The sequence below is a fragment of the Comamonas terrae genome (genome assembly GCF_001544075.1).
GTDB lineage: Bacteria > Pseudomonadota > Gammaproteobacteria > Burkholderiales > Burkholderiaceae_C > Comamonas > Comamonas terrae.
The window spans coordinates 121,970-148,319 of record NZ_BCNT01000006.1 but is presented as its reverse complement, the minus strand read 5'-3'; the positions used below and the strand labels follow the sequence as shown (position 1 = coordinate 148,319).

General features: G+C 67.0%; 22 protein-coding genes. 7 read left to right on the top strand and 15 right to left on the bottom strand.

Annotated elements, in window-relative coordinates; genetic code table 11:
* Positions 1-34: 34 nt before the first annotated feature.
* The 5 genes from Cte04_RS10925 to Cte04_RS10905 form a co-directional block, all read right to left on the bottom strand.
* Positions 35-2,938: a valine--tRNA ligase gene (locus tag Cte04_RS10925; protein WP_066476591.1), complete on the bottom strand. Its 2,904-nt coding sequence runs from the start codon at positions 2,936-2,938 to the stop codon at positions 35-37.
* Positions 2,939-3,115: 177 nt separating this feature from the next.
* On the bottom strand, positions 3,116-3,760 hold the full coding sequence (locus Cte04_RS10920; RefSeq protein WP_066476588.1) for a VOC family protein: 645 nt from the start codon (positions 3,758-3,760) through the stop codon (positions 3,116-3,118).
* 135 nt (positions 3,761-3,895) lie between these two features.
* Positions 3,896-4,471, bottom strand: a complete 576-nt coding sequence (locus Cte04_RS10915; protein ID WP_066476585.1) for a YceI family protein — start codon at positions 4,469-4,471, stop codon at positions 3,896-3,898.
* 89 nt (positions 4,472-4,560) lie between these two features.
* On the bottom strand, positions 4,561-5,124 hold the full coding sequence (locus tag Cte04_RS10910; RefSeq protein WP_066476582.1) for a YceI family protein: 564 nt from the start codon (positions 5,122-5,124) through the stop codon (positions 4,561-4,563).
* Positions 5,125-5,152: 28 nt separating this feature from the next.
* Positions 5,153-5,737 (bottom strand): cytochrome b, encoded by a 585-nt coding sequence (locus Cte04_RS10905; protein WP_066476579.1) that lies wholly within the window; start codon positions 5,735-5,737, stop codon positions 5,153-5,155.
* Between the two features lie 239 nt (positions 5,738-5,976).
* Here Cte04_RS10905 and Cte04_RS10900 point away from each other — a divergent pair, with 239 nt between their 5' ends.
* Positions 5,977-6,951 (top strand): quinone oxidoreductase family protein, encoded by a 975-nt coding sequence (locus tag Cte04_RS10900; RefSeq protein WP_066477115.1) that lies wholly within the window; start codon positions 5,977-5,979, stop codon positions 6,949-6,951.
* 30 nt (positions 6,952-6,981) lie between these two features.
* Here the strand turns inward: Cte04_RS10900 and Cte04_RS10895 are convergent, their stop codons facing one another.
* The 4 genes from Cte04_RS10895 to hemC are packed head-to-tail and all read right to left on the bottom strand — an operon-like array spanning position 6,982 to position 11,234.
* Complete coding sequence (locus tag Cte04_RS10895; protein WP_066476576.1) at positions 6,982-8,292, bottom strand: heme biosynthesis HemY N-terminal domain-containing protein; 1,311 nt, start codon at positions 8,290-8,292, stop codon at positions 6,982-6,984.
* A 17-nt stretch (positions 8,293-8,309) separates the two neighbouring features.
* Positions 8,310-9,434 (bottom strand): uroporphyrinogen-III C-methyltransferase, encoded by a 1,125-nt coding sequence (locus Cte04_RS10890; RefSeq protein WP_066476572.1) that lies wholly within the window; start codon positions 9,432-9,434, stop codon positions 8,310-8,312.
* Entirely contained in the window at positions 9,431-10,264 is an 834-nt protein-coding gene (locus tag Cte04_RS10885; RefSeq protein ID WP_066477112.1) for a uroporphyrinogen-III synthase, read from the bottom strand. The genes Cte04_RS10890 and Cte04_RS10885 overlap by 4 nt, the downstream gene beginning before the upstream one ends.
* 19 nt (positions 10,265-10,283) lie before the next feature.
* On the bottom strand, positions 10,284-11,234 hold the full coding sequence (hemC, locus tag Cte04_RS10880; protein WP_066476569.1) for a hydroxymethylbilane synthase: 951 nt from the start codon (positions 11,232-11,234) through the stop codon (positions 10,284-10,286).
* Positions 11,235-11,312: 78 nt separating this feature from the next.
* Here hemC and ppc point away from each other — a divergent pair, with 78 nt between their 5' ends.
* Positions 11,313-14,162 carry a phosphoenolpyruvate carboxylase gene (gene ppc / locus Cte04_RS10875; RefSeq protein ID WP_174522913.1) on the top strand — a complete coding sequence of 950 codons (2,850 nt, stop codon included), beginning with the start codon at positions 11,313-11,315 and terminating at the stop codon, positions 14,160-14,162.
* Between the two features lie 58 nt (positions 14,163-14,220).
* Here ppc and Cte04_RS10870 read toward each other — a convergent pair whose 3' ends face one another.
* The 3 genes from Cte04_RS10870 to flhD all read right to left on the bottom strand — a co-directional run bounded on the left by Cte04_RS10870 (position 14,221) and on the right by flhD (position 16,480).
* Complete coding sequence (locus Cte04_RS10870; RefSeq protein ID WP_066477092.1) at positions 14,221-15,483, bottom strand: MFS transporter; 1,263 nt, start codon at positions 15,481-15,483, stop codon at positions 14,221-14,223.
* Between the two features lie 68 nt (positions 15,484-15,551).
* Positions 15,552-16,103 (bottom strand): flagellar transcriptional regulator FlhC, encoded by a 552-nt coding sequence (gene flhC / locus Cte04_RS10865; RefSeq protein WP_066476566.1) that lies wholly within the window; start codon positions 16,101-16,103, stop codon positions 15,552-15,554.
* A 50-nt stretch (positions 16,104-16,153) separates the two neighbouring features.
* Positions 16,154-16,480 carry a flagellar transcriptional regulator FlhD gene (gene flhD / locus Cte04_RS10860; RefSeq protein WP_066476563.1) on the bottom strand — a complete coding sequence of 109 codons (327 nt, stop codon included), beginning with the start codon at positions 16,478-16,480 and terminating at the stop codon, positions 16,154-16,156.
* Between the two features lie 394 nt (positions 16,481-16,874).
* Between flhD and Cte04_RS10855 the strand changes: the two genes are divergently transcribed.
* On the top strand, positions 16,875-18,017 hold the full coding sequence (locus tag Cte04_RS10855) for a GGDEF domain-containing protein (RefSeq protein WP_245633345.1): 1,143 nt from the start codon (positions 16,875-16,877) through the stop codon (positions 18,015-18,017).
* A gap of 181 nt (positions 18,018-18,198) precedes the next feature.
* Here Cte04_RS10855 and Cte04_RS10850 read toward each other — a convergent pair whose 3' ends face one another.
* The 3 genes from Cte04_RS10850 to Cte04_RS10840 form a co-directional block, all read right to left on the bottom strand.
* Complete coding sequence (locus tag Cte04_RS10850; protein WP_066476556.1) at positions 18,199-19,122, bottom strand: sulfurtransferase; 924 nt, start codon at positions 19,120-19,122, stop codon at positions 18,199-18,201.
* A gap of 209 nt (positions 19,123-19,331) precedes the next feature.
* On the bottom strand, positions 19,332-20,249 hold the full coding sequence (locus Cte04_RS10845) for a DMT family transporter (RefSeq protein ID WP_066476552.1): 918 nt from the start codon (positions 20,247-20,249) through the stop codon (positions 19,332-19,334).
* An 85-nt stretch (positions 20,250-20,334) separates the two neighbouring features.
* The gene (locus Cte04_RS10840) at positions 20,335-21,474 is read right to left on the bottom strand and encodes an aromatic ring-hydroxylating oxygenase subunit alpha (protein WP_066476550.1); all 1,140 of its coding nucleotides are present in this window, start codon (positions 21,472-21,474) and stop codon (positions 20,335-20,337) included.
* 398 nt (positions 21,475-21,872) lie between these two features.
* Between Cte04_RS10840 and xseB the strand changes: the two genes are divergently transcribed.
* The 4 genes from xseB (at position 21,873) to dctP (ending at position 26,310) form a co-directional block, all read left to right on the top strand.
* Complete coding sequence (xseB, locus tag Cte04_RS10835; RefSeq protein WP_066476543.1) at positions 21,873-22,124, top strand: exodeoxyribonuclease VII small subunit; 252 nt, start codon at positions 21,873-21,875, stop codon at positions 22,122-22,124.
* 73 nt (positions 22,125-22,197) lie between these two features.
* Complete coding sequence (locus Cte04_RS10830) at positions 22,198-23,139, top strand: polyprenyl synthetase family protein (RefSeq protein WP_370671029.1); 942 nt, start codon at positions 22,198-22,200, stop codon at positions 23,137-23,139.
* A 186-nt stretch (positions 23,140-23,325) separates the two neighbouring features.
* Positions 23,326-25,194, top strand: a complete 1,869-nt coding sequence (gene dxs, locus Cte04_RS10825) for a 1-deoxy-D-xylulose-5-phosphate synthase (RefSeq protein WP_066477078.1) — start codon at positions 23,326-23,328, stop codon at positions 25,192-25,194.
* A 33-nt stretch (positions 25,195-25,227) separates the two neighbouring features.
* Positions 25,228-26,310, top strand: a complete 1,083-nt coding sequence (gene dctP / locus Cte04_RS10820; protein ID WP_066476539.1) for a TRAP transporter substrate-binding protein DctP — start codon at positions 25,228-25,230, stop codon at positions 26,308-26,310.
* The last annotated feature ends 40 nt before the right edge of the window (positions 26,311-26,350 follow it).

Sequence of the window (26,350 nt, the reverse complement as noted above, 5' to 3'; positions counted from 1 at the left end):
ATGCCTGCAAGCGCTGGCAGCTTCTGTTTTTGCATCAACCCAGGCGGGCGAGCTGCTCCTGGATGCGGACCAGCGTGGCGCCGAAATCGGCCACGCGCTTCTTTTCCTGCTCGATCACGGCCGGGGGCGCCTTGGCCACGAAGGCCTCGTTGGACAGCTTGCCGTTGGCCTTGGCGATCTCGCCTTGCAGGCGCGCGGCTTCCTTGGACAGGCGGGCCTTCTCGGCGGCCACGTCGATCTCGACGAACAGCGCCAGGCGGATGTCGCCGACCACGTTCACGGGCGCGCTCTGCGCGGCCTGGCTCCAGGCCGCCTCGTCGTCGAAGACCTTGACCTCGCTGAGCTTGGCCAGGTTCTGCAGCACGGCGGCATTGGCGCGCAGGAAGTCGGCGTCGGCGGCATTGCCGGCCACGGCCAGCAGCGGCAGGCGCTGGGCGGGCGAGACGCCCATCTCGCCGCGCAGCGTGCGGCAGGCGTCCACCATCTGCTTGAGGCGGTCCACATAGGCAATGGACGCCTCGTCGATCTTGGCGGGCTGGGCCTCGGGGTAGCGTGCCACGGCGATGGATTCGCCCGGCAGGCCGGCCACGGGGGCCACCTTCTGCCACAGCTCTTCGGTGACGAAGGGGATGATGGGGTGGGCCAGGCGCAGGATGGCTTCCAGCGTGCGGATCAGCGTGCGGCGCGTGGCGCGCTGCTGCGCCTCGTTGCCGGTCTGGATCTGCACCTTGGCGATTTCCAGGTACCAGTCGCAGAACTCGTTCCAGACGAAGTCGTAGATGGCGTTGGCCACGTTGTCCAGGCGGAACTCGGCAAAGCCCTTGGCGACTTCGGCCTCGACCTTCTGCAGCTGCGAGGCGATCCAGCGGTCGGGCTGGCTGAAGTGCATGTAGCCGGCGAACTCGCCGCCGGGCTGGCACTGCTCCTTGGTGTGCTCCTTCAGGCCGCAGTCGTAGCCTTCGCAGTTCATCAGCACGAAGCGCGAGGCGTTCCAGAGCTTGTTGCAGAAGTTGCGGTAGCCTTCGCAGCGCTTGCTGTCGAAGTTGATGCTGCGGCCCAGCGACGCCAGCGCCGCGAAGGTGAAGCGCAGCGCATCGGCGCCGTAGGCCGGAATGCCTTCGGGGAATTCCTTTTGCGTGTTCTTGCGCACCGTGGGCGCGGTCTCGGGGCGGCGCAGGCCGGTGGTGCGCTTGTCCAGCAGGGGCTCGAGCGCGATGCCGTCGATCAGGTCCACCGGGTCCAGCACATTGCCCTCGGACTTGGACATCTTCTTGCCCTGCGCGTCGCGCACCAGGCCGTGGATGTACACGTGCCTGAACGGCACGCGGCCCGTGAAGTGCGTGGTCATCATGATCATCCGGGCGACCCAGAAGAAGATGATGTCGTAACCGGTGACCAGCACCGAGGAGGGCAGGTAGAGGTTGAAATCGTCGTCGGCGGCGTCGGTCTGCGCGGGCCAGCCCATGGTCGAGAACGGCACCATGGCCGACGAATACCAGGTATCGAGCACGTCGGGGTCGCGCGTGAGCTTCTTGCCCGGGGCGACCTTGTCGGCCTGGGCCTGCGCCTCGGCTTCGCTCCTGGCCACGTAGAGGTTGCCTTCCTCGTCATACCAGGCGGGAATCTGGTGGCCCCACCACAGCTGGCGCGAGATGCACCAGTCCTGGATGTTGTTCATCCACTGGTTGTAGGTGTTGACCCAGTTCTCGGGCACGAACTGCACCTGGCCCGAGGCCACGGCGTCGATGGCCTTTTGCGCAATGCTCTTGCCGGTGGGGTCCTGGTCGCTGACCTTGCTCATGGCGATGAACCACTGGTCGGTCAGCATGGGCTCGATCACCTGGCCGGTGCGGTCGCAGATCGGCACCATGAGCTTGTGCTTCTTGGTCTCGACCAGCAGGCCCAGTTCCTCGAGGTCGGCCACGATGGCCTTGCGGGCCACGAAGCGGTCCATGCCGCGGTACTTCTCGGGCGCCTCGTCGTTGATCCTGGCCTGCAGCGTCAGCACGCAGATCATGGGCAGGCCGTGGCGCTGTCCCACCTGGTAGTCGTTGTTGTCGTGCGCGGGCGTGACCTTGACCACGCCGGTGCCGAACGCGCGGTCCACATACTCGTCGGCGATGATGGGGATCTGGCGGCCCACCAGCGGCAGCGTCACGGTCTGGCCGATCAGGTGCCGGTAGCGCTCGTCCTCGGGGTGGACCATCACGGCCACGTCGCCCAGCATGGTTTCGGGGCGGGTGGTGGCCACCACCAGCTGGCCCGAGCCGTCGGAGAGAGGATAGGCGATATGCCAGAGCGAGCCGTCCTTCTCCTGGTTTTCCACTTCCAGGTCGGACACGGCCGATTGCAGCACCGGGTCCCAGTTCACCAGGCGCTTGCCGCGGTAGATCAGGCCCTGCTCGTAGAGCTTGACGAAGGTGTCGGTCACCACGGTGGACAGCTTGTCGTCCATGGTGAAGTATTCGCGGCTCCAGTCCACGGTATCGCCCATGCGGCGCATCTGCGTGGTGATGGTGTTGCCGCTCTTTTCCTTCCATTCCCAGACCTTCTTCACGAACTCGGGGCGGCCCAGGTCGTAGCGGCTCTTGCCCTGCTCCTGCAACTGGCGCTCCACCACGATCTGCGTGGCGATGCCGGCGTGGTCGGTGCCGGGAATCCAGGCCGTGTTGTAGCCCTTCATGCGGTGGTAGCGCGTGAGGGAGTCCATGATGGTCTGGTTGAACGCATGGCCCATGTGCAGCGTGCCGGTCACGTTGGGCGGCGGCAGCTGGATGGAGAACGAGGGCTGGGACGCATCGGGCTTGCCCGTGCCGCGCACGCCGGCGTGGCCGTAGCCGCGCTTTTCCCATTCGGGCCCCCAGTGGGCTTCGATGGAGGAAGGCTCAAAAGACTTGGAGAGGCTGTCGAGGCCGGGTTGGGCAGGGGTGTCGCTCATGGCTGCGTGGCAAAAATCTGGAAATGAAAACGGCATCCGTATGCGGGATGCCGTCTGCAAGGTTGGATGGACGGATTGCCAACGATTTTAGCGATCCGTTCCGCCGCTGGGCGCGGTAGGCCTTATTTCTGCCTTGGGCGCATGCCCATCATGCGCTGGCTGCTATGGATTTCTGCTTCAGGCCCTGGTGCCCGGTGCGAATTCCGGGCGGTCGTTCGTCTGGGGTTTGAGCGGTGCGCTGGACTTGCCTTCGGCGCGGTCCTTGCGCCACTGCTGCTTGCGCTGCGTCCATTCGTTCAGCCGCGCATGGGCGGTCTTGCTTTCCTGCAGCATCTGCATTTCGTCGGCCAGCTGGGCGGTCAGCTCCAGGCGGATGCCGTTGGGGTCGAAGAAGTAGATGCTCTTGAAGATGTGGTGGTCGGTCACGCCCAGCACTTCCACGCCGCAGGCCTGCAGGCGGGCCTTGGTGTTCTCCAGCTCCTGCACGGTGTCCACGCGGAACGAGATGTGGTTGATCCACAGCGGCGTGTTGGGCGAGGGCTGGGCCGCCTCGTCGTCGCCGATGTCGAAGAAGGCGATGAACGAACCGTCCTTGAGGCGGAAGAAGAAGTGGGTGTAGGGGCAGTACTCGCCCGTGGAGGGCACGTAGTCGCTCTGGATGATGTGGAACAGCGGCAGGCCCAGGATGTCTTCGTAGAAGTGGCGCGTTTCCTCGGCATCCCTGGCCTTGTAGGCATAGTGGTGCAGCTGGCGCCAGGCGGCCGGGGCGGGTAGCTGGGAAAGGTCGGGATACGGGGCGGCGGGGGCGCTGCTGACAGTCATGGCGTGTCTCCTGGAAAGATGTTGATTATTCTACTATCCGTAATCAATTCTACTAAATGGAATTTTCTGAGGAAAACGATGCCATGAAAAAAGCCCAGCCGGGCGACCGGCTGGGCCTGTCGTCGAAACGCCAGGTTACTGCTTGACGGCTTCGATCTGCAGCACCACGCGCACCTGCTTGGGGAAACCGTAGGCCATGCCGTAGTCCACGCCCCACTGGGTGCGGTCGATGGTGGCTTCGAAGTCGCCGCCGCAGGTCTCGCGCTTTTGCAGCATGGGGTTTTCGTAGCAGTTGAACTTGTTGGCCTTGAAGGTCACGGGATGGGTCTGGCCCTTGATGGTCAGCTGGCCGGTGACTTCCTTGAGCTTGTCGCCGTCGAACACGAATTTGTCGGACACGAACTTGGCGGTGGGGAACTTCTCGGCATCGAAGATTTCTGCGCTTTGCAGGTGCTTGTTGAAGGCCGGCGTGCCCGAGTTCACCGACGCCATGTCCAGCGACACCTCGACCTTGCCGCTCTTGCCGGCCTTGTCGAATTCCACGCTGCCGCTCTTCTTGTCGAAGCGGGCACGGTTGGTCGTGGTGCCCATGTGGTCGATCTCGAAGGTGGCGAAGGTGTGGGTGGGATCGATGGCATAGCTGGCCGGGGCGGCCTGCACGGCGGTGGCAAACAGGGAAGCGGCGGCCAGGGCGAACAAAGCGGTGCGCATATCGGAAAGACTCCTTGGATTGAGGGAAGGGTGAATCAAAAAGATGAGCTGCCAGCGCTTTATTCATGAGCGCTGGAGCCCGAAAATGCTTAAAGCTTGCCGACGCCGGTCAGTGCCAGCTTGAACTGCACGGTGACCTCGTCGGCCACCATCGAGGTGTCGGCCCAGTCGCCGTCGCCGATCTTGAAGGCCAGGCGCTTGAGCGGCAATGTGCCGGTGGCAGTCGTGGTGGCGCCGGACTGGGCCAGCTGCACGGGCAGGCTGACCTTCTGGGCATTGCCCTTGATGGTCAGCGTGCCGTCCACCTGGTACTTGCCGCCGCCCAGGGGCTTGACGGCGCTGGAGTCGAACGTGGCCTGGGGGAACTTGGCCACGTTGAACCAGTCCGCCTTGGGCAGTTCGGCATCGGTTTCCTTGGCGCCCATGGTGGCGCTGCCCGTGTCCACCGTGAAGTGGATCTTGCTGGCCTCGGGCTTGGCCGTGTCGAAGTTGATCTTGGCGTCGAACTTTTTGAAGTGGCCTTTGATGGGCACGCCCATCTGCCTGGCTTCGAAGTTCACGGCGCTCTGGGCGGCAACCAGGGCCTGCTCGGCATGGGCGGCGCTGCCGATGAAGGCTGCGGCGATCAGGGCGGAGGAGAAAAGGGCTTTCATGCAGAAACTCCAGGGTGGACAGGGGTGATCAGTGCGGGATCATTCGCGAGAGCAGGCCGTCGCGGTCGATGAACTGGTGCTTGATGACTGCGCCGACGTGCAGCAGGACGAGCGCAGCCAGCGCATAGGCCGCATAGCCATGCCAGGGCTTGAGCGCCTGGGCCAGCTCGGGGCTCTTGCCGACCAGGTCGGGCAGGGGCAGCAGGCCGAACAGCACGACGGGAAAGCCCGCGGCGCAGCTGTAGACCCAGCCGATCAGCGGCACGGCAAGGAACAGCAGATACATCAGGTGGTGCGTGCCTGCATGGGCCACATGCTGCCAGCGCGGCATGGCGCGCGTCACGGCGGCGGGTAGCTCGGGCGGACGGTGGGTCAGGCGCCAGAAAATGCGCAGCAACGACAGGATCAGAATCGTCATGCCGGCCCATTTGTGCCAGTTGAAATACTTGAGGCGGGCGGGCGAGAACGGCAGGCCGGTCATGTACAGGCCGAAGGCGAAGAGGCCGATCAGGGCCAGGCCCAGCACCCAGTGCAGGGCAATGGCCACGCCGCTGTAGCGGGTGGCGCCGGTGGCAGTCCTGCCGGTCGGGGAAGTGGCGGCAACGGTATTCATGTTTGGAATGGAAAAAGGCCGTGAAGAACTTGGCCTGCATGCTGCAATGCAATAAGGCTGCAGTGTAGGAAGCCGAAAGTGCAAAAGAGTTCAGTCAAATTGAGTGCTTGATTCAAAAAACATGAAGTGTCGCCAGCCAGGTCCCGGCCGGACCTGCCGGCCGTCCGATTGCAGGAGTGCTGCGCGACCGCTACGCTGGCGGGATCGAACAGGCGCAGGCGCGCAGGAGGATGGAGCAAATGCTGGTTCGCGTACGTATCCATGAAGCCGGAGGCCCCGAGGTGATGCGCCTGGAGCCGCTGCAGCCGCAGGAGCCGGGAGCCGGCGAGGTCTGGCTGGAGCACACGGCCATAGGCGTCAACCCGCTGGACCTGTTGCAGCGCGGCGGCCAGGTGCGCATTCCCCTGCCGTCCGGGCTGGGCCTGGAAGGCGCGGGGCGGGTGCTGGCCGTGGGCGAAGGCGTCAGCAACGTGGCCGTGGGCGACAGCGTGGGCTATGCCACGGGGCCGCTGGGCGCCTATGCGAGCGGGCGCCTCTACCCCGCAGAGCGGCTGGTGAAGCTGCCGGCCGCGCTGGCGCCCGAAGATGCGGCGGCCATTCTGTTCAAGGGCATTACCGCCCAATACCTGATCAAGACCACCTATCCCGTAGGCCCCGGCACGCGGGCGCTGATCTATGGCGCGGCCGGCGGCGTGGGCCAGCTCATGGCGGCCTGGGCCCGGCATCTGGGAGCCTTTGTGATCGGCGTGGTCTCGCGGCCGCAGAGCGTGGAGCGTGCAAGAGTCGCCGGCTGCCACGAAGTGCTGGTCTTTGATGCCGACCGCCTTGCGGCCCAGGTGCAGGAGAAGACCGAGGGCCGCAAGGTCGATGTGGTCTACGACTGCATCGGCCGGGTTTCGCTGCAGGCCTCGCTGGACAGCCTGCGGCCGCGCGGCCTGCTGGTGTCCTTCGGCGCGTCCTCAGGGGCTCCGGCGCCCATAGAGATGGCCACGCTCAACGCCAAGGGTTCGCTGTTCGCCACGCGTCCTTCGCTGGCCGCGCATACCGCCACGGCCGAGGAATACCAGCAAAGGGCCCGCGATGTGCTGGAGGCGGTGGCTGCCGGCATTCTGCAGCCCCGCGTGGCGCAGCGCTATGCGCTGGACCAGGTGGTGCAGGCCCATGCCGACATGGAACAGGGCCGCAACCAGGGCGCCGTCGTGCTGCTGCCCTGACGCGGGCAGAGCGGCTGGGCGGCCGCCGTTTCAGTCCTGGCGGGCCGGGTTGTCGGCCAGAACCACGGTGGCCCTGGCCGCCTGCTTCCAGGCCTGGGCGGCGGCTTGGCTGTCGCCGCGGTGCTCGGCCATCAGGGCCAGGCGCTGCCAGGCCATGCTGCGCAGCAGCGGCTCCTGCAGCTGAGGCGCGCAGCGGGCCAGCAGCTGCTGGGCCTTGCCCCACAGCTCGCGCTGCACGCAGGCCATGCCGGCCAGGAATTGCAGGCGGGGCTCGTGCGGATGGGTATTGGCCGCGCCTTCCATGCGGGCCAGCCAGGCCCCATCGAGCCTGCCCAGGCAGGTCGCCATGACCTGCACCAGCTTGGGCAGATAGTTGTCCGTGCGCGGGCCGGGGTGGGCGGTCAGATTCTCCCAGACCGGAAGCAGCCAGGAGCGGGCCTGGGGGGCCTCGCCGCCGAGCTCGATCAGGCGCTCGGTCGCGGGAATGGCCACTTCGGGCATGGCGCGCTCCTCTTCATCCAGCGAAAGCCAGAACTGCTGCAGCGACGAGGTGTCGCGCGCATCGCGAATGCTGGCCAGCAGCAGGCTGCGCACCACGCTGGCCGAGGCGGCCGGAGAGAAGGCGCGATGCTTGGCCAGCAGGCGGGCGGTGTCCAGTGCATTGCGGGTATCGCCGGCCAGGCGCGAGGCCTTCAGGCGTATGCGCAGGGCAATCGTGCGGCGGGCCGCACCCTGGGGCAGTTCGGCCAGGCGGCGCAGCGCCTCCGGGGCGTCGCGGTCGTCCAGCGCCCAGCGCGCGCTGCGCATCTGCGCGCCTTCGCGGATTTCCGCATCCTGGGTGCTGCCGGCCTGGGGCAGTGCCTGCAGGGCCTGCTGCCAGTGCCGGTCGCGCAGGGCGGTATCCTGCAGCGCGTGCGAGGCGTCGGCGGCGATCAGGTGGGCCGTGGCCCGCAGGCGTGCGCCATAGGGCGGGGAGGAGCGGGAGGCGCTGAGCGACTGCTCGGTGGACAGTGCGGCCAGTGCGGCCTTGCGTGCACGCAGGAAGCGGCCGGCCTGCAGATGGGACAGGGCTTCCAGCAGGTTCTGGTTCATGCCGCGCTCCTGTTGCTGGGCGCGCCAGCGGCGCGCCTGGTGCGGCATCTGCAGCAGCGCGCCGAGGGCGCGCAGCGCCGCGTAGAGCACGGCAAAGGCCAGGGCGATCAGCACGATGGCCAGATTGAGCGACATGTCCACCCGGTACGGCGGCCAGAACCAGGTCATGGTGCTCTGGTTGTTGCCGGCAAACAGCGCGGCGGCCACGGCCGCGGCAAACAGGGCGATGAGCCACAAGGCAGCACGCATCAGTGTTCTCCTCGGGGTCAGCGGCCCGCCGCGGCGGTGGCCAGTGCGGTCAGCGTGTCGTCCAGCTGCAGGCGCTCGGTGCTGTGCAGATTGTTCTGGAGCTGCTCCAGCTGGGCCTGGACGATCTGGGTGCGCCGCGAGCGCGTGTCGAAATATTTGTTGAGCGCGGCGCCGGCCGAACTCAGGTCGGCGCGCGCCGACTCCCATTGGCGCGAGAGCAGGGCCAGCCGCGCATTGAGCAGCTTGAGCTTGAGGTTCTCGCGCAGGAAATAGGCTTGCTCGGGCGCAAGCAGCACGGCCTCGGGGTGGTCGATGCGGCGCACGCGCACCAGATCCGCCGTGCCGTCGCGCATGGCGCTCCACAGGCGCTGGCCCTGGCCCTGCCACCAGGCCCATTGCGTGGGCGTGGCGCTGGCATCGATCGCGGCCGGGGCTGGTGAAGGCCGGGCCTTGGCATCCGCCGCCGCGGCGCGGATGGCGCGCTGGCGGCCCACATCGTTGACCAGGGGCAACTCGTCCACCTGGCGGGCCAGATCCTCGATGCGCACCAGCACGCCGCTGGTATCGGTCACGCTCATGCGCGAGAGCTTGTCCAGGTCTGTGTCGATGGCGCGCACCACGGGTGCCAGGCGCGGCTGGGCGGCGCTTTCCACGCGCTTGCGCGCGGACTTGAGCACGGCCACCAGCGGCTGCAGGCTGCCCGAAAGCTCGGCCTGCTGCTGGGCCAGGCGGATGGACGACTCGATATCGGCCACCAGGTTCTCGTCGCGCGAGCGCGACATGCTCTGCATCAGTTCCTCGAGCTGGTTGCGCTGCAGGCTCAGCTCGCCGATCCGGGCCTCCATCACCGAGACGCGTGCCGCACTGTCGCGGGCCAGGTCCTGCGCATCCTTGGCCAGCGTGCGGGCCTCCACCGACTGCGCACCGGACTGGGCCGACTGGCGGGCCAGCTGCTCCTGCATATTGCCCACGCGCTGCCACAGCATGCCGCTGGCGACCAGCGCGCCGACCGCGACCGCGCCCAGGACGAAAACCAGGGCCGTGGGCGCGCCGGATGCTGCAGTGGCTCCAGGTGCGTGGGGCGGAGGCGGTGTGTCCGTGCGGGAGGGCGGAGGGGCGGTGTGCGTGGCGTCGGAGCTCATGGAGCCGATTCTATCGACGCGAGCACCTCATCCAGTGCGGGGCGGCTGCGCAGGACCATGCCGAAACCGGCCTGCAATGCTTTGCTGGCAATGCGTTCGTGGGTAGCGAGCGCTCGCCCTGCATGCCAGTCCTGCTCCGGCAGCAGCTGTTGCAGGTTGGCAACAGCTTCGGAGCTGCTGAACAGCCACAGCGTGCCGTCGGCAGCGGCGCCGCGCGCCAGCGCCCGCTGCTCGGCCGTCCACTGCGGCAACTGGCGTTCATAGACGGCCAGCAGCTCCACCCGGGCGCCGGCTTCGCCCAGGCGTGCGGCCAGCCAGTCGCGGCCGGCGCCGGCCGTCGTGGCCGACGGGGTGTCGGCAGCTGGCGCCGACGGCGTGTCGCCGCGCACGATCAGCACCCGGTCGCCGGGGCGGATCTGGCCGTGCACCTGCTGCCACAGGGTTTCGGATTCGAACTGGGCCGCATCGGGCGGCGGACCGTCGATCCGGTCATCCGGCACGCCCAGGTTCCGCAGCGCGCGCGCCGTGCCGGGGCCAGGCGTCCATGCTCTGGTATCGGGAGCCAGCAGCGCTTTATGGGTATGGGGTTGAGCCGGATTGGATTGAAAAAAATACTGGGCCGCATTGCCGCTGACGAACATGATCGCGCGGTAGTGGCCCGGGGTCTGCGCTGCGGTGCGCGTGGCGGCCAGGGCCTGGCGGGATTCAGCGCTGCGGCAGGGGCCTATGGCGATGAGCGGCAAGGCCTGGGCCTGCAGGCCGTGCGCGCGCAGGGCCTGCACCCAGGGCTGGGCGTCGTGCAGCGGGCGGGTGACCAGGACGCGGCGCATGGCCTGCTGCATGCCGCGCTCAGGCCTGCGGATGGCCGGGGACGGCCGGCACCGCGCCGGCTGCCTGCAATTGCGCGGCCAGGCGTTCGCCCAGGGCGTTGGCGGCGGCGAAGTCCTTGACCACGGCGTTGTCCTGCACGCGCACCATGGACAGCTTGCCCTCGGGGTCGCCCCAGGCAGCATCCAGGTGCAGGGTTTCGCCCTCGAAGCGCCCGAAGGCCGCCAGCGGCATGGAGCAGCTGCCGCCCATGCTGCGGCTGACGGCGCGCTCGGCGGTGACGGTGAGCCAGGTGGCCTGGTCGGCCAGCGGGGCCAGCGCGTCGATGATGTCCTGGCGGCTGCTGCGCACCTCGATGCCCAGCGCGCCCTGGCCGGCGGCCGGCAGCATCTGGGCCGGCTCGAACTTGGTGCGGATGCGGTCGGCCAGGCCCAGGCGCATCAGGCCGGCGGCGGCCAGCACGATGGCGTCGTACCGGCCTTCGTCCAGCTTGCGCAGGCGGGTGTTCACATTGCCGCGCAGCGGCTCGATCTTCAGGTCCGGCCGCAGCGCCTGCAGCAGTGCCTGGCGGCGCAGGCTGGAAGTGCCGACCACGGCACCCTGCGGAAGATCCTGCAGCGTGGCGTAGCGGTTGGAGACAAAGGCATCGCGCGGGTCTTCGCGGGTCATCACGCAGGCCAGCACGAAGCCTTCGGGCAGCTCCATGGGGACGTCCTTGAGCGAATGCACGGCCATGTCGGCACGGCCTTCCTCCAGCGCGACCTCGAGCTCCTTGACGAACAGGCCCTTGCCGCCCACCTTGGACAGGGCACGGTCCAGGATCTGGTCGCCCTTGGTGGTCATGCCCAGCAGCTCGACCTGGTGGCCGCGGCCGCGCAGGAGGGCCTGCACATGCTCGGCCTGCCACAGGGCCAGCTGGCTTTCGCGCGTGGCGATCACGATGGAGGAGGGAGAAGACGGTGCGGAACTCATAACGGAGACGTTATCTGACAGGGAACAGGGGATGCTAGCATGCGGCGCAGTCTTACCCTGCCCGAAGGAGAAACGCGAATGCCTGCCGCCCGCCACAAGTCGCCCGTGCCTGTTGACCCGCCGGGGCGCACGACGGATAAGTCCAAGGACAAGGATCTGCCGCTGATCGAGGACATACGCCTGCTGGGCCGCATCCTGGGCGATGTGATCCGCGAGCAGGAGGGCGAGGCGGCATTCGCGCTGGTGGAGCAGGTGCGCCAGCTGTCCGTGAGCTTCAGGCGCAATGCCGATGAGGCGGCCGACAAGGCGCTCAAGAAGCTGCTCAAGGGCCTGACCAGCGACCAGACGGTGAGCGTGATCCGCGCCTTCACCTATTTCTCGCACCTGGCCAACCTGGCCGAGGATCGCCACCATATCCGCCGCCGCGCCGTGCACGAGCGCGCCGGCAACACGCAGGAGGGCAGCATCGAGGTGGCGCTGGCCCGCCTGCGCTGGGCCGGAATCAGCTCGGGCACGGTGGCGCAGACGCTGGCGCAAAGCTATATCTCGCCCGTGCTCACGGCCCATCCCACCGAGGTGCAGCGCCAGAGCATTCTCACGGCCGAGCGCAGCATTGCGCAGCTGCTGGCCGAGCGCGACGACATACTGATGCGTGCCCAGCTGTACAACAGCGCCAAGGATGCGCTCACGCCGCGCGAGCTGGCCCGTGTAGAGGCCCAGCTGCGCGCCCGCGTGGCCCAGCTGTGGCAGACGCGGCTGCTGCGCCACTCCAAGCTCACCGTGGCCGACGAGATCGAGAATGCCCTGTCGTACTACGAAGCCACCTTCCTGCACGAGATCCCCAAGATCTATGCCCAGCTGGAGCAGGAGCTGGGCCAGGCGCTGCCGGCGCACAGCTTTCTGCGCATGGGCCAGTGGATTGGCGGCGACCGCGACGGCAATCCCTTCGTGACGGCCGAAAGCCTGGAGCTGGCCCTGTCGCGCCAGGCCGACGTGGCGCTGCGCCACTACCTGCGCGAGGTGCACTGGCTGGGCGGCGAGCTGTCGCTGTCGGGCAATCTGGTGCAGGTCACGCCGCAGATGCAGGCGCTGGCCGATGCCTCGCCCGATACCAATGTGCACCGCAGCGACGAGCCCTACCGCCGTGCCCTGACCGGCATGTACGCGCGCCTGGCCGCCACGCTCAAGGTCCTCAGCGGCGGCGAGGCCGCGCGCCACGCGGTGGCGCCGCAGAATGCCTATGCCTCGGCCGCCGAGTTCCTGGCCGACCTGCAGGTCATCGACGATTCGCTCTCGCGCTTTCACGGCGACGCGCTGGCGCCCCAGCGCCTGCGCCCGCTGATGCGGGCCGTGCAGGTGTTCGGCTTCCATCTGGCCACGGTCGACCTGCGCCAGAGTTCCGACAAGCACGAGGAAGTGATCGCCGAGCTGCTGGCCGTGGCCAAGGTGGAGGCCGACTACAGCGGCCTGCAGGAGGACGCCAAGTGCGCGCTGCTGGTGCGCCTGCTCGACGACGCCCGTCCGCTGCGCGTGATGGGCGCCGAATATTCGGACCATGCGCGCAGCGAGCTGGCCATCTTCGAGGCCGCCAGGCGCCTGCGCGAGCGCCAGGGCGTGGAGGCCATACGCCATTGCATCATCAGCCACACGGAGACCGTGAGCGATCTGCTCGAGGTGCTGCTGCTGCAAAAGGAAGTGGGGCTGATGCGCGGCACGCTGCAGGACGGCGCCGAGTGCGGCCTCATCGTCGTGCCGCTGTTCGAGACCATTGCCGATCTGCGCAATGCCGAGCCCATCATGCGCCGCTACTACCAGATGCCCGGCGTGGCGGAAATGGTCAGGCAAAGCGGCGGCGAGCAGGACATCATGCTGGGCTACAGCGACAGCAACAAGGACGGAGGCATCTTCACCAGCAACTGGGAGCTGTACCGGGCCGAGATCGCGCTGGTCGACCTGTTCGACGACCTGGCCGACCAGCACGGCATACGGCTGCGCATGTTCCACGGCCGCGGCGGCACCGTGGGCCGCGGCGGCGGCCCCAGCTACCAGGCCATCCTGGCCCAGCCGCCGGGCACGGTGCGCGGCCAGATCCGCCTGACCGAGCAGGGCGAGGTCATCGCCTCCAAGTACGCGAATCCCGAGATCGGCCGGCGCAACCTGGAGACCCTGGTGGCCGCCACGCTGGAGGCCACGCTGCTGCAGCCCACCAAGCCCGCGACCAAGGCCTTCCTGGAGGCCGCGGCCTTTCTGTCCGAGGCCAGCATGGCGGCCTACCGTGCGCTGGTGTACGAGACCCCGGGCTTTACCAGCTACTTCTTCAGCAGCACCCCGATCCGGGAGATCGCGGAGCTCAACATCGGGTCGCGCCCCGCATCGCGCAAGGCCACGCAGGCCATCGAGGATCTGCGTGCCATTCCCTGGGGCTTCAGCTGGGGCCAGTGCCGCCTGACCCTGCCGGGCTGGTACGGCTTCGGCTCGGCCGTGCAGGCCTTCATCCACCGTCCCGGCAAGGATGCCAAGGCACAGCTGGCGCTGCTGCAGAAGATGTTCCGCCAGTGGCCGTTCTTCCGCACGCTGCTGTCGAACATGGACATGGTGCTGGCCAAGAGCGACCTGAACCTGGCCTCGCGCTACAGCGAGCTGGTGACCGATGTGCGCGTGCGCCGCCGCATCTTCGGCGCCATCGAGGCCGAATGGAAGAGCACCGCGCAGGCGCTGACGCAGATCACCGGCGACAAGGAGCGCCTTGCGCACAACACGGCGCTGGCGCGCTCCATCCGCCACCGCTTCCCCTACATCGATCCGCTGCACCATCTGCAGGTCGAGCTGGTGCGCCGCTGGCGCGCGGGCCAGACCGATGACCGCGTCAAGAACGGCATCCACCTGTCGATCAACGGGATTGCAGCCGGAGTGCGCAACACGGGTTGAGTGCTGCTCCATAAGGCGCTTTCGGCGCTCGACGGAAAGGGCCTGTGGCTGTCGTGCCTCAGGCCTTTGTCGTCCTGGCGCCGGACCCGGCCACGCCCGGCGGCTGCGGCAGCCAGCGAAAGGCCAGGGTCCCGGCCACCAGCAGTACGGCAATGCTGCCGAACACGGCGCTGAACGGCTCCATGCCGTGCGCCTGCGCGGCCGAGGCGATGGCGCCGGTCAGCCACTGCATCAGCGCCACGCCCATGAAGGTGGCCATGGTGAACAGCGCCATGGCGCGGCCCATGACGGCGGGCGCGTAGGCGTCCTTGACGTCCGGATACTGCAAGGCCATGTAGCCGCCGAAGGTGCTCATCAGCAGCATCAGCGCCACATCGACGGACGCGCTGGGCGCCAGGGCCATGCCGGCGAACAGGGCCGCGATGAGGAGGGTCAGGACCACCAGCCAGTGCCGGCGGCGGCGCGGACCGGGGTCGGCGCGGCCGAACAGCGGCGGTCCGGCCAGGGCCACGACGGACAGCAGCATGGCGAGGTTGCCGCTGTCCACCAGGCTCCAGCCATGCCGCTGCATCATGACGGGCCCGAGCCACAGGCCGCGCAGCGCCACGAAGGACGCATAGGTCACGAGCGAAAACACAATGATGCCCAGCGTGTGCGGCAGCCGGAACAACTGGCCGAAGGCGCGCACGGCCTGGCCCAGCGATTCGCGCGGATGGGGTGTCGATGCAGGGGCTGCGGGAGGCTCGCCGACCCATAGCGCAATCGCCACCCATGAAGCGGCCGCACAGGCGCCGAGCACCGCAAAGCCCATGCGCCAGGAACTGGCCTCGATCAGCCAGGCCAGCGGCGTGCCCGTCAGCAGCATGCCGGTGCTGCCGATGGCCAGGATGGCGCCCGACACGGCAGCAAAGCGCTGCGGCGCAAAGCAGCGCGCGATGTAGACCGTGCAGACCAGAAAGGCCGGTGCGCAGCCTATGCCGATCAGCACCTGCCCCGCCACCAGCATGGGAAAGCTGGTGGCCAGCGCCGACAGGGCCGCGCCCAGCACCATCAGCGGCGAAGCCGTCAGCACCGTGCGCCGCAGGCCGTGCACATCGAGGCCGATGCCCATGAACAGCTGCAGCGCGGCAAAGGCGAAATGGAAGGAGCCGGCAAACAGGCCCAGCTGCTGCGGCGTGAGCTGGAACTGGTCCTGCAGCGGTGCGGCCATGATGGCGGCAATGGTGCGGAAGGCCTGGCTGAGGATGAAGCCGGTGGCAAGCAGCAACAGCCCGGTCCAGGGCGCTGGAGCGGGCTGGCCGTGATCGCAGGAGGGGGCCATGGCAGGCGGAGTCGTGGGCATCTTGTACATGATGCCCGCAGCGCCGGGGCCGGGGTGTCAAACAGGCATCAGTGCAGCATGAGAGAGCCGGCGCTCTTGCTCTTGCCGGCGCGTGCAGGCGGATTGCACAGGCCGCACTGGTAGTGGCGGGCGTTCTCGTAGGGCTCGGTCACGAACTGGCCCTTGCAGACCGAGCATTGGGTGCGGGTGAGCATTTGCGCATCGACGAACTTCACGAGGCGCCAGGCGCGGGTGAAGGACAGCAGCACGTCCAGTTCGGCGGCCTGGATCTGCTCGCAATAGAGGCGATAGGCCTTGGTCAGCTGCTCGACGGAGTCCAGCTCGGCGCCCTTGGCCAGGTATTCATAGATGTTGAGGAACAGCGAGCTGTGGATGTTTTCCTGCCAGGTCAGAAACCAGTCGGTGGAGAACGGCAGCTGGCCCTTGGAAGGCGACTTGCCCGAGATTTCCTTGTACAGGCGGATCAGGCGTTCGTACGACAGGGTGGTCTCCGATTCCAGGACCTGCATGCGGGCGCCCATCTCGATGAGCATGGCGGCGCGCTCGATCTGCTTGGATTCGTTCAGAACGCTTTTGGTGGCGGGCTTGGTGGCGGGCATGGACTTTTCCTGGTGGCTGTCGTTCGGCAGAGGGGGGCGGTGCGCTGTCTTTAGAGCACTTCGGAAACGCGGCTGGCCATCAGGATGTTGGCGTGCAGGGTGTTGGTGGCGCTGTTGGCGATCTTGTTGCTGCTGTGGTTGGTCAGCAGGCTCCAGACCATTTCGTCGTCCACGCGGAAGCTGGCCAGCAGGGTGTTGCGGGATGCCAGCTTGAGCACCTGCGCCGAAGACAGCGAAGCCAGCAGGTCGCAGGACTCTTCGTTCAGGCCCAGACGGAACACCGCCTCGGCCTTGTCCTGACGAATCAGGGTCTGGGCCAGCATCAGGTAGGTGAGGTTGGCTTCGCGGATCTCGGCAAGCAGTTGTTCGTTGTTCATGGGGACCATCCTTTCAATCACGGCGGCTCGCAACGGCTGACACAAAGAGGAGTTGCGATCTGTTGGGATGGATTGTGTTGGAGGCCCGTGTTTCACTGAAGTCGGGGCGCGGCGGTACGACATGTCTGGTTGAGGAGGGGGGTGTGTAAGCTTTCCCCTACAAGAATGTCTTCCTGTTTGATGACGTGGCCCGACGGCCCGGCATGCGTGCTGTCCCCTGATGGCCAACGAGCATGGGAGGCATTGTGCGCCAGCACATGCCCGCTCATGCGGCGAAGTGAGTGGCTTTTGCTAGCTATTTGAGAGCATCGGTGGAAATGCTTCTCGCGCCAGGCCTGGTGGTGATAATCTGTATCAAACACCCTGGTTCGTGTTACAGAAATGAGGAATCCGCTTGAGCCCAGAGACCTCTGCCCCGAGCCGCAGCCTGCTGCAGCGCATGCTGGATCTGCTGCTCACGAACGAGCCCCGCCAGCGCATGTCTCTTGTCACGACAGGCCTGGCCTGCCTGCTCATGGTGTTTTGCATTCTCGCCATGAAGCTGGTGGCGGCTGCGGGCCTGGCAGACGAGGAACTGGTGCACTGGTGGGCGCTGGCAAGCGGTGCCTGCGTGTTCGCCAGCTTTGCGCTGATCCGCAGCGGCTTCACGCGCCATTGGCACGATCCGGCCTTCACGCACATACAGATCACCTACGCCATCACGAGCAATGCCGCCGCCTATGTGATTGCGGGCCATGCGCGCGGCATCGTGCCGCCCATACTGGCGGTGATCATGATGTTCGGCGTCTTCGGGCTGGGACCTGCACAGATCAAGGCACTGCTGGCCTATGGGCTGGTGGCCTTTTGTATTGCAGGAGCGGTGGTGCAATGGTGGGGGCCGCCCGACACCACCACGCCCGGTGCATTGGCTGCCGTATACCTGCTGATCGTGGTGATGGTGCTGGTCACCAGCACGGCGTTGACCTTGCGGGCCCATGCCGTGCGCGAGAGGCTGCAGGCCAAGAAGCGCGAGCTGTCCCGGGCGGTGGAGCAGATCCGCGACCTGGCCACGCGCGACGAACTGACCGGGTTGCCCAACCGGCGCTACATGCTGGAGGTGATGCGCATAGAAGGCCTGCGCGCCGGCCGCAGCGGGCAGCCGCTATTGATGGCGCAGCTGGATCTGGATTTCTTCAAGGCCGTCAACGACACCTATGGCCATGGCGCCGGCGACCAGGTCCTGCAGTGCTTTGCCCGCACGGTCTTGGCCTGCGTGCGCAATACCGACATTCTGGCGCGCTGGGGGGGCGAGGAATTCGTGCTGCTCATGGCGGACACCTCGGCCGAAGACGGCCAGCGCCTGCTCGAAAGGGTGAGGGCGACGGTCGCCGACACGCCGGTCCAGCTGGCGCCGGGCGTCATCATCAATCTCACGATCTCGATCGGAGCGGCGCAACTGAACCGCGATGAGACGCCGCTGCGGCTGCTGCAGCGTACCGACGAGGCGCTTTATTCGGCCAAGCGGCAGGGGCGCAACAGCGTGGTGTGGGCTGAATAGTTGCCCCTGGGCCGCTGCGCGGTTTCCCTGGCCGGGCGCCCCACGGCCTTTGCTGGGGCAGCCCATGCTGCGGGGAGGCGCGGCCGGCTTGGGCCCTTGCAGGCCGTCCCGCTGTCGGGTCGCGCCAGCTTTGTCGATTGTGGGCGGTGCGCGCGGTAGTGGCAGGCCTCAATACCTGTGGTCAGCCGCGCTCCACGGGGCGTTCGGGGTTGCTGCACCATTCGCTCCAGCTGCCTGCAAACAGCGCCGTGGGCGGCAGGCCCGCGATGCGCATGGCCAGCAGGTTGGGCAGGGCGCTGACGCCGCTGCCGCATTGGTGCACCACGGTGGAGGGATCGCGTCCGGCCAGCAGCTCCTCGAATTCGGCGCGCAGCAGGGCCGCGGGCTTGAAGCGGCCATCGGCGGCGATATTGCTGGCAAACGGGCGGTTGAGCGCGCCGGGGATGTGGCCGGCCACGGGGTCCAGCGGCTCCACCTCGCCGCGGTAGCGGGCCGGTGCGCGGGCATCGATCAATGTCTGCGTGGGCTGGCCCAGCTCGGCCTGCACCTGGTCCACGGTCTTCAAGGTTTCCAGCGGCGTGCCCAGTTCGAAATTGCTGCTGAAGTGGCTGGGCTCTTCGCCCGAGACGACGGGCTGGCCGGCGGCCTGCCATGCCTGCAGCCCGCCGTCGAGCACGGCCACGGCATCGTGCCCGGCCCAGCGCAGCATCCACCACAGGCGCCCGCAGTAGTTGGCGCCATTGCGGTCGTAGACCACGGCCTGCATTCCGTTGTCGAAACCGACGGAGCTCAGCCAGGCCGAAAAGCGCTCGCGCGTGGGCAGGGGATGGCGCCCCCCCGAGGCCGACTGGCTGCTGGTGGCCACTTCGCCGTGTGCCCCGGGCGTGCCGTGCGGGGCGCTGAGGCTTTTGTCCAGGTCGGCGAATACGGCATCGGGAATATGGGCCCGCAGATACTGCGCATGGCCTGCGGCCGGATCGGCGAGGTCGAAGCTGCAGTCGAACACCATGAGCGGCCTGCCGGCGGCCTGCAGGTCGGCCAGCTGCCGTACGGAAATCAGGGTGTTGTAATGCCCGGATGCGGGCATGGAAGGCGTGGTGGTCATGGATGAGCGCTCCGGAAATGACGATCCATTATGCGTGCGCCAAGCCCCGTGTTCCGGGTCGCAGGGCAGCGGCCTGAGCCTTCCGGCAATACCTGTTCCGTCCCTTCGCGCAAAACGTGGAGCACAGAACCCAGGCGGCCCCGCGGCCTCGCCGGAGGCGTCGTCTTCCTTGGGGGCTGACCAGGGGGAGCCGCTCAGCGGCTCCAGGGTCAAGTCCTGGAGCGCAGCGCCGTCGCAATGGCGCCGCTGACCACGATGAGCGCGATGCCCGCCCAGCCGATCAGAGGAATGCGCTCGCCGAACATCACCAGGCTGAGCAGGGCTGCGAACACGATGCCCGAATACTGGAGATTGGCCACGACCAGGGTGTTGCGCTTGCTGCCGGCCGAGGCATAGGCCTTGGTCATGCAGACCTGCGCCACGGCGGCCAGCACGCCCACAGGCAGCAGCCACAGCGCGCTCCAGCCCGGAAAGGGCGAAATGCCCGTGAGGCACATGGCCGCGCCGCCGGCGACCGCCGAGCCCAGGGAGAAATAGAACACCACGCGCGACTCGGGCTCGCCCATGCGCGAGAGCGTTGTCACCTGCATATAGGCCATGGCGGCGAACATGCCGCCAAACAGCCCGCCCATGGCTGCCACCCATTCGCCCGCAGGGGCGGAGCTGGGCCGCAGCACCAGCAGCACGCCCACAAAGCCCATGACCACGGTGCTGACCAGGCCCCAGGGAAAGGGCGGCAACGTGCGCGGCCCCGGAGGCAGGCCGTGCGCATCGTCCTGGCGCATGCGGTGGCGCAGCCACAGGCCCTGCGCGATGAGGAATACCGCCATCCAGATGCTGCTCATGGAGTTGAGCGTGGTGGCCGTGGCCAGCGGCAGGTGGCCGATGGCGTAGAACCAGGCACCCATGGAAATCACGCCCACAAAGCTGCGCCAGGCATGCTCCCTGGGAAACCTGGTGGCCAGAGAGATGCCGTCGCGGCGCGCCAGCAATGCCAGCAGCGCCATGCTGACCAGGCCGCGGTAGAAGACGATTTCCGCCGCATTGAAGTCCCGGGAGGCAAACTTCACACACACACTCATGACCGCGAAAATGAACGCGGCCAGCACCATCCACAGGGCTTGCATACCTAAATCAATTCAGCATAAAAAATAGCTGCAGCGCTTGTGGGGTAAGCGCTAGCAGCTATCGGTTTTGAGGTGAATGCCTCGTTCAGCGTTTGGGGATGGAATCGCCCATCACGCCTCTGTACCACTCGTGGAAGTGCTGCATGCCGTCTTCCATGGGGCTCTGGTAGGGGCCGACCTCGTTGTCGCCACGCTCGTACAGGGCCTTGCGGCCGCCGTCCATGCGCTCGGCGATCTCGTCGTCCTCGATGCAGGTTTCCATGTAGGCGGCCTTCTGCGCCTGCACGAACTCGGGCTCGAAGGCCGCGATTTCCTCGGGGTAGTAAAACTCCACCACGTTCAGCGTCCTGTCCACGGCCAGCGGGTGCAGCGTAGAGACGGTGAGCACATGCGGATACCACTCCACCATGATGTGGGGGTAGTAGGTCAGCCAGATGGCGCCGCGCTCGGGCAGCTTGCCTTCGCGGTAGTTCAGCAGGACCTCGTGCCACTTCCTGTAGACATCCGAGCCCGGGCGGCCGAAGCCGGGCGCCACGCCCACGGTCTGCACCGAGTACTCCTTGGCGAACTCCCACTGCAGGTCATCGCAGGTCACGAAGTTGCCCAGGCCGGGGTGGAAGGGGCCGACGTGGTAGTCCTCCAGATAGACCTCGATGAAGGTCTTCCAGTTGTAGTTGCACTCGTGCATCTCGACATGGTCGAGCACGAAGCCGTCGAAGCTGAGCTGCTCGCGCAGCTTCATGCCGGCCAGGTCGGCTTCGATGTCGCGGCCGTTGTCCTCGAACAGCAGGCCGTTCCATTCGCGCAGCTTGTAGTTGTTGAGGTTCAGGCAGGGGTCGTGGCTGAAATGGGGCGCGCCCAGCAGCTCGCCGCTGGTGCTGTAGGTCCAGCGGTGCAGCGGGCAGACGATGTTGCCGCCCGCATGGCCCTTGCCCTCGGTCAGCAGATTGCCGCGGCCCTTGAGCATCACGGCCTGGCGGTGGCGGCAGACGTTGGAGATCAGCTCGATCTGCCCCCTGGCATTGCGCACCAGCGCACGGCCTTCCTTTTCCTGGGGCAGGGCGTAGTAGTCGCCTATCTCGGGAACGGCCAGCTGGTGGCCCACATAGCGGGGGCCGGGCTTGAAAATGGTTTCCAACTCGCGCTGGAACAGCGCTTCGTCGAAGTAGCTTGAAACTGGTAGTTGGCTTGCGGCCTGCTGCAGTTGAAGACTTAAATCAGACATGGGTGACCTGACCTAAAGACTCCCCACAGGGAGGGTGCGCGTGCGCACGGGTAAAAAACGAAACCGGCCTTGTCTGGACATGGGCACTGGGCTGGAATCCATGGCGCAAGCGCTCACCTTCTTCAAGCCCGGCCAAGATGACCAGGCACGGGGCCGGCTTGACGGGAATGGGATTATAGCCCGTGGGGTTATTTCCGGCTTTTCGGTACGTGTATTGGCCTGGGCAGCCGCTTGCGGCCTGAAGCAGCGGGGCTCCGGGGGCACCATGGAAAAGATGGCGGCCACGGCCGATCCGGGCATGAAAGGCGCAATGCCGGCCGGCCTTTGCCCGCATTGCCGGCTTGCCGTGCCGGGGCGCCTAAAATCGTCGTTTGCCTCCAACACTGCCCAGACCGCCCATGCCCAAGGCCGCAGCCTCCAAAACATCCGCACCGACCGCCGCATTGCCCGCCAGTTACGAAGCTGCACTGCAGGAGCTGGAGCAGTTGATTGCCCAGATCGAATCGGGCCAGCTGCCGCTGGAGCAGATGCTGACCGGATACCAGCGTGCCGCCGAGCTGCTGAACTTCTGCCGCAGCAAGCTCGATGCGGTGCAGGAGCAGGTCAAGGTGCTGGACGAAGGCACGCTGGCGCCCTGGAGCCAGGACTGAAACCTCTTGCCGGCCCGCAACCGACCGGGCCTTGCCTTGTGCATCTGTAAGCGAACACTCAATGAACGTAGCGATGATTGCCGAACCGCAGCCGACCGCCGGAGCGGTTTTTTCCGCGCAGGAATTTTCCGCCTGGATGCAGCAGTGTCTGGAACGCACCGAAAGCGCACTGTCCCGCTGGGTCGGCGTGGGCGCACCGGCGGGCCTGGGCGAAGCCATGCGCTATGCCGTGCTCGACGGCGGCAAGCGCCTGCGACCGCTGCTGGTCTGGGCCGCGGCCGAAGCTGTGGGCGGCTTGCCGGCCGCAGCGATCCGCGCCGGCTGCGCGGTGGAGCTGATCCATGCCTATTCGCTCGTGCATGACGACATGCCCTGCATGGACAACGATGTGCTGCGCCGCGGCAAGCCCACGGTGCATGTGCAGTTCGGCGAGGCCTCGGCTCTGCTGGCCGGCGATGCGCTGCAGGCCCTGGCTTTCGAGCTGCTGGTGCCGGAAAACGACGGAACCGCCGAAGAGATTCCCGCCGCCCTGCAGGCGCGGCTATGCCGCCTGCTGGGCGCTGCGGCCGGCAGCCAGGGCATGGCCGGCGGCCAGGCCATCGACCTGGCCAGCGTGGGCAAGCAGCTGACCGAAGACCAGCTGCGCGAGATGCACCGCCTCAAGACCGGCGCCCTGCTGCTGGGCAGCGTGCGCATGGGCGCGGCCTGCAATCCGCAGGTCGATCCCGCAGCCTGGGAAGCGCTGACCGCGTACGGCCAGGCGCTGGGCGTGGCCTTCCAGGTGGTGGACGACATTCTCGACGTGGTGGCCGATTCGGCCACGCTGGGCAAGACGGCCGGCAAGGATGCGGCCAACGACAAGCCCACCTATGTCTCGCTGCTGGGGCTGGAGCGCGCGCGCGCCCATGCCGAGGAGCTGTGCGCACAGGCTCATGCGGCCCTCGCAGGAAGCGGCCTGGCCGATACCCGCGCGCTGGCGGCGCTCGCGGATATGGTCGTGCGCCGCACGCACTGAGCATCCCGGCCTACACTGCCCGACTGTTGTGACCACGAAGCAGCTGCCCGGCCGCCATCCAGATCTGGATGCACGGGCGCAGCTGTCGAACATGGCTTACGCAAAACAGGCGCCTACGGCAGGCCTACTTCTGTGCCGCCGCCGCGGATGCTCTGCGGTTTGCGCAAGTCCTACAAAATAATGCCCATGTCCACGAACACCTATTCCCTGCTGCAAACCGTCAACGATCCTGCCGACCTGCGCGGCCTGTCGCGTGCCCAGCTCAAGGCACTGGCGGGCGAGCTGCGCGCCTATGTGCTCGACAGCGTCTCCAAGACCGGCGGCCACCTGAGCTCCAACCTGGGCACGGTGGAGCTGACGGTGGCGCTGCACTCGGTGTTCGACACACCCCACGATCGCATCGTCTGGGACGTGGGCCACCAGACCTATCCGCACAAGATCCTCACGGGCCGGCGCGACCGCATGGCCACGCTGCGCCAGCTCGGCGGCCTGTCCGGCTTTCCGCAGCGCGCCGAGAGCGTGTACGACACCTTTGGCACGGCCCATTCGTCGACCAGCATCTCGGCGGCGCTGGGCATGGCGCTGGCGGCCAAGCAAAAGGGCGAGGACCGCCGTGCGATCGCCGTGATCGGCGACGGCGCGATGACGGCCGGCATGGCCTTCGAGGCGCTCAACAATGCGGGCGTGTCGGAGGCCAACCTGCTGGTCATCCTCAACGACAACGACATGAGCATCAGTCCGCCCGTGGGCGCGCTCAACCGCTACCTGGCGCAGCTCATGAGCGGCCAGTTCTACGCCAAGGCCCGCGACGTGGGCAAGAGCGTGCTCAAGCAGGTGCCGCCACTGCTGGAGCTGGCCAAGCGCCTGGAGCAGCAGGCCAAGGGCATGGTGGTGCCGGCCACCATGTTCGAGAACTTCGGCTTCAACTACATCGGTCCCATCGACGGTCATGACCTCGATTCGCTGATTCCCACGCTGGAGAACATCAAAAGCCTCAAGGGCCCGCAGTTCCTGCACGTGGTCACCAAGAAAGGCCAGGGCTACAAGCTGGCCGAGGCCGACCCCGTGGCCTACCACGGCCCCGGCAAGTTCGATCCCAGCGTGGGTCTGGTCAAGCCGGCCACGCCTGCGAAGCAGACCTTCACCCAGGTCTTCGGCCAGTGGTTGTGCGACATGGCCGAGAAGGACCCGCGCCTGGTCGGCATCACGCCGGCCATGCGCGAAGGCTCGGGCATGGTGGAGTTCCACAAGCGCTTTCCGGGCCGCTACTACGACGTGGGCATCGCCGAGCAGCATGCCGTCACCTTTGCGGGGGGCATGGCCTGCGAGGGCGTCAAGCCCGTGGTGGCCATCTACTCCACCTTCCTTCAGCGGGCCTACGACCAATTGATCCACGACGTGGCGCTGCAGAACCTGCCCGTGGTCTTCGCGCTGGACCGCGCGGGCCTGGTGGGCGCCGATGGCGCCACGCACGCCGGCGCCTACGACATCGCCTTCGTGCGCTGCATTCCCAACATGAGCATGGCCTGCCCGGCCGACGAGCGCGAGACCCGCCAGCTGCTGAGCACGGCCTACGAGCAGGACCACCCCGTGTGCGTGCGCTATCCGCGCGGCGCGGGCGTGGGCGTGGCGCCGCTGGAGGGCCTGGAAGGCCTGCCCTTCGGCAAGGGCGAGATCCGCCGGGAATCAGCAGCCGGGACAGTGGCCATCCTGGCCTTTGGTACCCTGCTGTATCCGGCGCTGGCTGCCGGCGAGGCGCTGGATGCCACCGTGGCCAATATGCGCTGGGCCAAGCCGCTGGACGAGAAGCTGGTGCTGGAGCTGGCTGCGGGGCACGACCTGCTCGTCACCGTCGAAGAGGGATGCATCATGGGCGGCGCGGGCAGCGCCGTGCTGGAGTGCCTGCAGGCCCATGGCATCGTCAAGCGCGTGCTGCAGCTGGGCCTGCCCGACGAGTTCATCGAGCACGGCGATCCGGCCAAGCTGCTGGCCGGGCAGGGACTGGATGCCGCAGGCATCGAAGCATCGATCCGCAAGGCCCTGCACTCACGCTGAGTTCCACCGCAAAGCAACTGAAAGAGGACGCCAATGGACCGCCGCTCGCTTGTCAAAAACGTGGGTCTGGCCGGTGTGCTGGCTGCCGGCATGGCGCCCGCCGTCCATGCCCAGGAGACACTGCGCTGGCGCCTGGCGACAAGCTTTCCGAAATCGCTGGATGCGATCTCCGGCGCTGCCGAGAAGTTCGCCCAGACGCTCAAGCTCATGTCGGGTGGCCTGATCGAGGTCAGCATCCATCCCGCCGGCGAGCTGATGCCCGCCTTCGGCGTGATGGAAGGCGTGCAAAGCGGCACGGTCGAGATGGCGCTGACGGCTTCCTATTACTTCACGGACAAGGACGACTGCTTTGCCTTCGGCTGCGCCGTGCCGTTCGGCTTCACGGCCCGCCAGATGGACGCCTGGATGGAATACGGCGGCGGCCGCAAGCTCATGGACGAGTTCTATGCGCAGTACAACATCAAGAGCCTGAGCGCGGGCAATACCGGCACCCAGATGGGCGGCTGGTACCGCAAGGAAATCAGGACCGTCGCCGACCTCAAGGGCCTGCGCATGCGCGCCGGCGGCGGCCTGCTGTGCGAGGTCCTGCAGAAGCTGGGCGTGCAGGCCTTCAATCTGCCCGTCGGCGATGCCTACCAGTCGCTGGAGAAGGGCCGGCTCGATGCCGTGGAGTTCGTCGGTCCCTACGACGACCAGAAGCTAGGCTTCGGCAAGATCGCGCCTTACTACTACTACCCCGGCTGGTGGGAGGGAGGCTCCGAGCTGTCCTATTTCATCAACACCAAGGCCTGGGCGGCGCTGACACCGGAATTCAAGGCCATGGTGGAAGCCGCCGCCGCGCTGGCGGCCAAGGACATGACGGCCAAGTACCTGGCGCTCAACCCCGTGGCGCTCAAGAAGCTGCTCAGCGAACGGGTGCAGCTCAGGGCCTTCCCGCGCGAGCTGATGGATGCGGGCTTCAAGGCCGTGATGGCGACCATGGCCGAGCACGAGGCCAAGTCCGCCACCTTCAGGAAGATCCATCGCAGCCTGCGCGGCTTCCAGCACGACCAGCTGCTGTGGGACCGCTTCTCGGAGTTCCGTTACGGTAGCTATATGAGCGGGGCGCGCCTGTAGCCGTTGTTGGAGCCGTGCCACTAGGTAGAAATTCCTAAGC